This window comes from uncultured Amaricoccus sp., assembly GCF_937858865.1.
Taxonomy (GTDB): Bacteria; Pseudomonadota; Alphaproteobacteria; order Rhodobacterales; family Rhodobacteraceae; genus Amaricoccus.
On sequence record NZ_CALLYO010000012.1, the window covers coordinates 1 to 7,452 of the forward strand.

General features: G+C 69.6%; 6 protein-coding genes and 1 pseudogene. All 7 read right to left on the reverse strand.

All coding sequences use genetic code 11. The annotated features are described in order from the left end of the window. A pseudogene (locus tag Q0112_RS00150) lies at window positions 1-245 on the reverse strand (signal recognition particle-docking protein FtsY); the annotation flags it as partial. Between the two features lie 337 nt (window positions 246-582). Beyond that, window positions 583-1,662, reverse strand: a complete 1,080-nt coding sequence (locus Q0112_RS00155) for an AI-2E family transporter (RefSeq protein WP_297970036.1) — start codon at window positions 1,660-1,662, stop codon at window positions 583-585. 78 nt (window positions 1,663-1,740) lie between these two features. After that, the gene (gene metA / locus Q0112_RS00160) at window positions 1,741-2,658 is read right to left on the reverse strand and encodes a homoserine O-succinyltransferase (RefSeq protein WP_297970037.1); all 918 of its coding nucleotides are present in this window, start codon (window positions 2,656-2,658) and stop codon (window positions 1,741-1,743) included. 29 nt (window positions 2,659-2,687) lie between these two features. Continuing rightward, the gene (locus Q0112_RS00165) at window positions 2,688-3,614 is read right to left on the reverse strand and encodes a cation diffusion facilitator family transporter (protein ID WP_297970038.1); all 927 of its coding nucleotides are present in this window, start codon (window positions 3,612-3,614) and stop codon (window positions 2,688-2,690) included. Continuing rightward, window positions 3,611-4,471: an ATPase gene (locus Q0112_RS00170; RefSeq protein WP_297970039.1), complete on the reverse strand. Its 861-nt coding sequence runs from the start codon at window positions 4,469-4,471 to the stop codon at window positions 3,611-3,613. Before Q0112_RS00170 ends, Q0112_RS00165 begins: the two co-directional genes overlap by 4 nt. A 136-nt stretch (window positions 4,472-4,607) precedes the next feature. Next, the gene (locus Q0112_RS00175) at window positions 4,608-5,801 is read right to left on the reverse strand and encodes an OmpP1/FadL family transporter (RefSeq protein ID WP_297970040.1); all 1,194 of its coding nucleotides are present in this window, start codon (window positions 5,799-5,801) and stop codon (window positions 4,608-4,610) included. A gap of 160 nt (window positions 5,802-5,961) precedes the next feature. After that, window positions 5,962-7,452 (reverse strand): sodium/proton-translocating pyrophosphatase (locus tag Q0112_RS00180; protein WP_297970041.1); only part of this gene is annotated, 1,491 nt, incomplete at its 5' end.

Consider the following 7,452-nt stretch of genomic DNA (forward strand, 5'->3'; position numbering starts at 1 on the left):
GAGGTCTCGACCCCCATGTCGGACTGGATGAGGAGCTCCTCGAGGCTCTCGAGCATGGCGTCGTCGAGAACGCGGCCCCTGTCCTGGCCGAGGAGCCGGCCGACGAGACCGGAACGCTCGTCGCCGGCCGGTGCCGGCGCAGGCGCTGCCTCGGCGGGGGCCTCGTCGATGATCGCCTCGAGCCCCTCCTCGAGCTTCGAGGAGGACTTGAAGAGCCGTTCCTTGAGCTTCTGAAAGAAGGCCATCCCCGCTCCATCGCCTGCGCGCGCCTCTCTATCGCCGCGGCGGCCGGGATGCAAACGCGCGGGGGCCCCGGCGGGCACGTCGAGGCGACGCGAAATCAGGATTTCGCACGCGAAACTATAACTATCCCATTGATGCTGAAGGGATTCGTCGGGTTAAAACTTCATTACCCGGTGCGAGCCCGCTCTGCGCGCAGGCGCCCCCGGAGGGTGTATTTGGGGCAAGACGATGGAGCGGGCGCCGGGAGAGCGGCGAGGCCGCCGTCTCCGGGGAGCGGAATCCGGGGGCAGTGTCGCGGGGCATGTTCGTTGCTCGCCCGCGGGCCGACCGGCTCGCTCGTCAGGGTTCGCGCGTCAGGGCGGCCTCGCGGCGGCGCACCGACTGCTCGTCGCGGAAGAGCGTCCAGACCGCCATGAAGAGGGCGGCGATGAGCGGACCGATGACGAAGCCGTTGATGCCGAAGATCGAGATGCCGCCGAGGGTGGAGATGAGCACGACATAGTCGGGCATGCGCGTGTCGCGGCCGACGAGAACCGGGCGCAGCAGGTTGTCGACGAGCCCGATCACCAGCGTGCCCACCACGATCAGCACGATCCCCTTCCCGATCGCCCCGCTCAGGATCAGGTAGGCCGCGGCCGGCGCCCAGACCAGCGCCGCCCCGACCGCCGGCAAGAGCGACAGGAAGGTCATCAGCGTGCCCCAGAGCAGCGCTCCCTTGACGCCGAGGAGCCAGAAGGCGACGCCGCCGATCGTCCCCTGGATCACCGCGATGACGATGTTGCCCTTGACGGTCGCCCGCACCACGGCGGCGAAGCGGGTGGTGAGCTGGGCGTTGTACTCCTCGCTAAGCGGCATGGCGGAGCGGACGTTGCGGGCGATCAGCCGTCCGTCGCGGAAGAGGAAGAAGAGCACGTAGAGCATGATGCCGGCGCTGACGAAGAGGCGCAGCGTGTCCTGGCCGATGCTGAGCGCCCGGCTGGCGATCGCCTGGCTCGCCTGGCGGAGCAGCTCGACGAGGCGCTCGCGCGCGGCCTCGAAGTTGTCGATGCCGAACCGGTCGAGCCAGTGCTGCGCCCAGGGCGGCAGCGAGTCCTGCAGGTTGCCGAGCACGCTCGAAGGGTCGATGGCGCCGCTCTGCACCTGGCTCACCAGCTCGGTCCCCTCGCGGATCAGCGCGCCGAGGATCAGCGACATGGGGATGATCGCGATGACGATGCAGACCATCACGCTCAGGAAGGCCGCGAGGTTGCTCCGGGTTCCGAAGCGCCACTCGAGGTTGCGCTGCAGCGGCTGGAAGACGATGGCGAGGATCACCGCCCAGAAGACCGCCCCGTAGAAGGGCAGCAGCAGCCAGAAGAAGGCCACCGAGACAAGGGCGAGGAGCAGCAGGAAGGCCTTCTGTTCGAGCTGGGTCTGCACCCGTTGACCCCCCAAAAGCCATGTCCCGCGCCGCCGCTCAGGCTATCCGTGAACCGCGGAGGGACGCAAGCCGCCGGCTCAGCTTCCGATCGCCTCGATGTCGTAGGGCGTGCTCTGGTAGATCTCGTTGATCCAGTTGCGGTAGAGCAGCTGGCCGTGGCTGCGCCAGCGGTTCTCCGGCGGCCGGCCCGGATCGTCGTCGGGGAAGTAGTCGACCGGCACGGCGATCGGCGCGCCCTTGGCGACGTCGCGCTCGTACTCCTCCTTCAGCGTCGTCGAATCGTACTCGAGGTGGTTGAACATGTAGAAGGCGCGGTGCGGCCGGTCCTCGATCAGGCAGGGGCCCATCTCCTCGGAGTGGATCAGCACCTCGAGCTCGGGATGCAGCGCCACGTCCTCGCCGCGCACCTCGGTCCAGCGGCTGACCGGCACGAGGAAGCTGTCGGAGAAGCCCTGCAGCAGCCGCGCCGCCGGCGCCACGGCCTGGTGGCGGTAGCAGCCGAAGGCCTTGGCCGGGAGCATGTGCTTGGGGACGCCGTAGAAATGGTAGAGCATCGCCATCCCGCCCCAGCAGACGCCGGCGGTCGAGTGCACGTTGGTCTGCGTCCAGTCGAAGACCTCGCGCAGCTCGTCCCAGTAGCCGACCGCCTCGTAGTCGAGATGCTCGACCGGCGCCCCGGTGATGATGAGCCCGTCGAAGCGCCGCTCGCGTGCCTGGCGGAACGGCTGGTAGAAGGCCTCGAGGTGGGCGGCCGAGGTGTTGCGCGCGGCGTGGTCGGACATGCGGATGAGGGTGAGCTCGATCTGCAGCGGGGTGGCGCCGATGACGCGGGCGAACTGCGTCTCGGTCTGCACCTTCTTCGGCATGAGGTTCAGGAGGCCGATCTGCAGCGGGCGGATGTCCTGGCGCAGCGCCGTCTCCTCCGACATGACCATCACGCCCTCGCGCTTCAGCACGTCATGGGCGGGAAGGGCTGCGGGGATCTTGATCGGCATGGGCGGGCGCCTCGGTCTGGAGAGAGCGTCTAGATAGACGTGCAGCCCGGGCTCGGCAACTCGCCGCTGTCCACGCAGATCTCGACCGTGGCATGGTCGAAGCCGAAGGCCTCGGCGAGACGGGCCTTGACCCGGCGGCGGGCGGCGTCGGGGTCGGCGGTAGGCGGGACCACCGCCTCGAGCGTGACCATCGGGCGGTTCTCGGTGATCGACCAGGCGTGCAGGTGGCGGACGTCGATCACCTCCGGCACCTCGGCGCGCAGGTCGCGGCCGATGGCGGCGGCGTCGAAGCCCTCCGGGGTCGCCTCGAGCAGGATGTGGCCGCTGGCGCGCACCACCGTCCAGGCCGAGCGCAGGATGAGGAGCGAGACGAAGACCGAGAGGATCGGGTCGATCGGCGTCCAGCCGGTCCAGAGGATGACGAGCGCGGCGAGGATCGCGCCGGCCGAGCCGAGGAGGTCGCCCACGACATGGAGGAGCGCGGCGCGGAGGTTGAGGTTGGCGCGGTCGCCACGGGCGAGGACGGCGAAGGCCAGGATGTTGACGAGGAGGCCGAGCGCGGCGACGACGAGCATGATGCCGCCGGCGACCGGCGCGGGGTGCATCAGCCGGCGGCCGGCCTCGATGACGATCCAGCCGGCGACGGCGAAGAGGGCGAGGCCGTTGACGAAGGCGGCCATCACCGAGATGCGGTCGAAGCCGTAGGTGCGCCGGGCGTCGGCCGGGCGGCGGGCGACGCGGAAGGCGAGCCAGGCCATCACCAGCGCGGCGAAGTCGGTCAGCATGTGACCGGCGTCGGCGAGGAGCGCGAGCGAGCCGGAGAGGAGGCCGCCGACCACCTCGGCGATCATGAAGCCGCCGGTCAGGAGGGCGGCGAGGCCGACGGCGCGGGCGTTGCCGGCGTTGTGGTGGTGATGGTGGTGGCCGGCGTGGGCGTGGCCGTGGTCGTGGGTCATCGGCGGCCGAGGGCGCGGCAGATCAGGGCGTCGAAGTCCTGCGGGTCGCGGACGGCGGCGACCTCGGCGGCCTCGACGGTGACGCCCCAGCGGGCGGCCATGGCGGCGTAGCGCGGCAGGCGGTGGGCCATGAGGGCGCGGAAGCCGTGGCGGATGAAGGCGTCGGGATCGACCTGGTCGGGCATGCAGCCCTGGTCCGCGAGATGGTCCTGCCAGAGGCGGGTGAGGAAGGCCTCCGGATAGTACATCGGCTTCGGCGCCTTGTCGAAGCGGGCGGTCAGCGCCTCGAGGTCGTCCTCGGTGCCGCGGAACCAGACCGGCAGCGTGGCGGCGGCGAGGTCGGTCATCACCGGGTCGGCCGGATCGTGCGGGTCGACCACCTCGCAGAGCGAGCCCGAGGTGTCGCAGACAAAGTGGCGGTAGCCGTAGATCTCCTCGGCCTTCTCGATGAAGTGGAGCGCGTCGCGGGTGGCGGCGATCTCGGCCTCGCGGTGGCGGCGCTGGCGGCGGATGTATTCGTCGAAGGGGATGCCGCCCTTCGCCGGGTCGCCGGGCTTGCCGAGGTAGGTCGAGAGCGGCTCGAGGTTGTGGAAGGTGATGTTGGAGGCGATGTAGATCGAGTCGGAGCGCAGCAGCTGGCGCAGGAAGGGGTTGCGCATCGCCTCGCGCTTGAAGTTGTCGACGATGTGCTCGCCCATGTAGCGGGTGCCGATGCGGAAATCGACCGAGTAGTGGAACCAGTCGGCCTCCTCGCGCAGGAGCGCGGCGATGCGGGTCTTGCCGAGGCCGGACATGCCGAAGAGGGACACCCGCTTGTGGGGCGCGTCGAGCCAGTCGGCGGGCGTCTCGTAGATCATCCGCTCTAGCTAGCCGGGGGCGCAGGACGTTGCAAGCGTGCCCGCGCACGGGCGGGCACGTGTGCCCGGGTGGCACCGCATTGAAATTGCAGCGTTATTTTCGCGTCTATACGTTGTATAGACGCGCGCGGGCACGCTAGAAGGTGTAGCCCACGCGCAGGCCGGCGCCCCAGACGGTGCCGTCGTTGAAGTCGGTCTCGAGCAGGTTGTGCGTGTCGCCGAGCACGCCGTAGGTGAGGCCGCCGGTGATGGCGAAGCCGTTCACCTCGTAGGTGAGCGCGGCGGTGCCGGTGGTGCGGCCGTCGTAGGGGCCGAGCGAGGTCATCTCGCCGCCGACGCTCGGCTCCCAGGTGATCGAGAAGGAACCGGCGAGCGTGTCGGTGAGCTGGCGGCCGAGGCCGAGGTTGTAGGTCCACCAGTCGTCGGCGTACTGGATGAGCGGGCGGCCCTCGCCGAGGAGCTCGGCCGTCGCGTCCTCGTAGACCGGCGGCCTGACCGAGAATTCCGACCAGTCGACCCAGCGCACGTAGCCGAAGACGAGGGTCTTGGGCGCAACGCCGGTCTGGAAGTCGAGCTGCACCGACTGCGGCGTGTCGAGGTCGGTCTCGGTGTCCTGGGTGACCGGCCCGGGGGCGCCGGTGGGCGTGATCGTCTCCCTGGTGTCGAGGTCGTAGCCGATCTTCGACTGGTAGGTGAGCGCGACGCGCAGCGCGATCTCCGGCCGCTCGTAGGCGGCGCCGAGGAGCCAGCCGTAGCCCCACTTGTCGTCGGCCTTGACCGAATAGTCCCCGACGAAGGCGACCGCCGCCTCGGCGTCGAGCCGCTGGGCGCGGAGGCCGCCATAGACCTTGACGCTCGGGTTGACGTCGTAGGCGAGGACGGCGCTGACCTGGTAGGTCTTCACGTCGGCCTTGCTGCCGGCGTAGAGCTGCTCGTCGATGCCGAAGGCGCTGTTGGTGAAGGCGGCGGCGCCGTAGCTGGTGGCGGCCCACAGCGGCTCGTCGAAGATCAGCGCGTAGGAGAAGCGGTCGTTCAGGTCGGCCTTGTAGGCGGCGCTGATGTTCCAGCGGTCGTCGAAGACGTCGCCGGTGTTTCCCTCGAGCGGGATCGCGAACGGGGCGAGCACCCCGGCGGGGATGGTCGCCCCCTCGCCGCTCTGGTCGGGGTCGGTGTAGCTGATGCCGAACTCGGCGTAGCGGCCTTCCTGGTAGAGCAGCCGGATCGAGGCCGGGACCGTCTGCTCGAGGGCGGCGGAATGCGCCGCCGCGGCGGCGAGGGTGACGAGGGATGCTCCGGCCAGGGCCCTGGCGCTCGCCGTCATGCGGGACATTCGATCCTCCCCTGATCGCGAGTTGCTGCTTTCCCGAGTAAAGCACCACTCGCCCGCGCGGCCAAACCATCGGCGCCGGCGGAGGGGCATGCGAAGGGGGTCGTGGCCCCGCTGCAACAGGTGTCGCCGGCCGGGGTTCGGGCCCGGCCGGCGCGCGGGGTCAGTGGGCGAGGACCGCCAGCATCAGGAGGGCGACGATGTTGGTGATCTTGATCATCGGGTTCACCGCCGGGCCGGCGGTGTCCTTGTAGGGGTCGCCGACGGTGTCGCCGGTGACGGCGGCCTTGTGGGCGTCCGAGCCCTTGTAGTGCTTCTGGCCAGAGGCGTCGGTGAAGCCGTCCTCGAAGATCTTCTTCGCGTTGTCCCAGGCGCCGCCGCCGGAGGTCATCGAGATGGCGACGAAGAGGCCGTTGACGATGACGCCGAGGAGCATGGCACCCACGGCCGCGAGCGCCGCGCTGGCGCCGGCGATCCAGTTGATGACGATGAAGACGACGATGGGCGAGAGGACTGGCAGCAGCGAGGGGACGATCATCTCGCGGATGGCGGCCTTGGTCAGCATGTCGACGGCGCGGCCGTAGTCGGGCTTCGACGTGCCCTCCATGATGCCGGGGTCGGCGCGGAACTGCCGGCGGACCTCCTCGACGATCGAGCCGGCGGCGCGGCCGACGGCGGTCATGGCGATGCCGCCGAAGAGGTAGGGCAAGAGGCCGCCGATGAGGAGGCCGACGACGACGTAGGGGTTGGAGAGCGAGAAGTCGACGCTGAGGCCGTGGAAGAAGCTGCCCTCGGCGGCGGTCTGCGAGAAGAAGTGCAGGTCCTCGGTGTAGGCGGTGAAGAGGACCAGCGCGCCGAGGCCGGCGGAGCCGATGGCGTAGCCCTTGGTGACGGCCTTGGTGGTGTTGCCGACGGCGTCCAGCGCGTCGGTGGTGGAGCGCACCTCGGGGGGCAGGTCGGCCATCTCGGCGATGCCGCCGGCGTTGTCGGTGACCGGGCCGAAGGCGTCGAGGGCGACCACGACGCCGGCGAGGGCGAGCATGGTCGTCACCGCGATGGCGATGCCGAAGAGGCCGGCGAGCATGTAGGTGGAGATGATGCCGGCGACGATGACGAGCGCCGGGAGGGCGGTCGACTCGAGCGAGACGGCGAGGCCCTGGATGACGTTGGTGCCGTGGCCGGTGATCGAGGCCTGGGCGATGGAGCGGACCGGGCGGTAGTTGGTGCCGGTGTAGTATTCGGTGATGACGACGATCAGCGTCGTCACGATCAGGCCGACCACGCCGCAGAGGAAGAGATCCCAGGGGGTGAAGGTGACGCCGGTGTTGGTGGTGAGCGGATCCGACATCGCGCCCGGGAAGACGATGGCGGTCAGCGGGTAGAGCAGCACCAGCGAGAGGATGCCGGTGGCGATGAAGCCCTTGTAGAGCGCCCCCATGATGGTGCCGTTCGGCGAGAGCTTGACCGCGAAGGTGCCGGCGATCGAGGTCAGCACGCAGACGGCGCAGATCGCGAGCGGGAAGAGCATGACGTTCCAGACCACGTCCTGCCCGCCGAAGTAGATCGAGCCGAGCACCATGGTGGCGACGACGGTGACGGCGTAGGTCTCGAAGAGGTCGGCCGCCATGCCGGCGCAGTCGCCGACGTTGTCGCC

What these genes read in the sequence shown, in the direction of transcription:
- Q0112_RS00170 (WP_297970039.1), bottom strand. Translation starts at nt 4,471, where the DNA reads ATGATCTACGAGACGCCCGCCGACTGGCTCGACGCGCCCCACAAGCGG.
- Q0112_RS00165 (WP_297970038.1), bottom strand. Translation starts at nt 3,614, where the DNA reads ATGACCCACGACCACGGCCACGCCCACGCCGGCCACCACCATCACCAC.
- Q0112_RS00175 (WP_297970040.1), bottom strand. Translation starts at nt 5,801, where the DNA reads ATGTCCCGCATGACGGCGAGCGCCAGGGCCCTGGCCGGAGCATCCCTC.
- metA (WP_297970037.1), bottom strand. Translation starts at nt 2,658, where the DNA reads ATGCCGATCAAGATCCCCGCAGCCCTTCCCGCCCATGACGTGCTGAAG.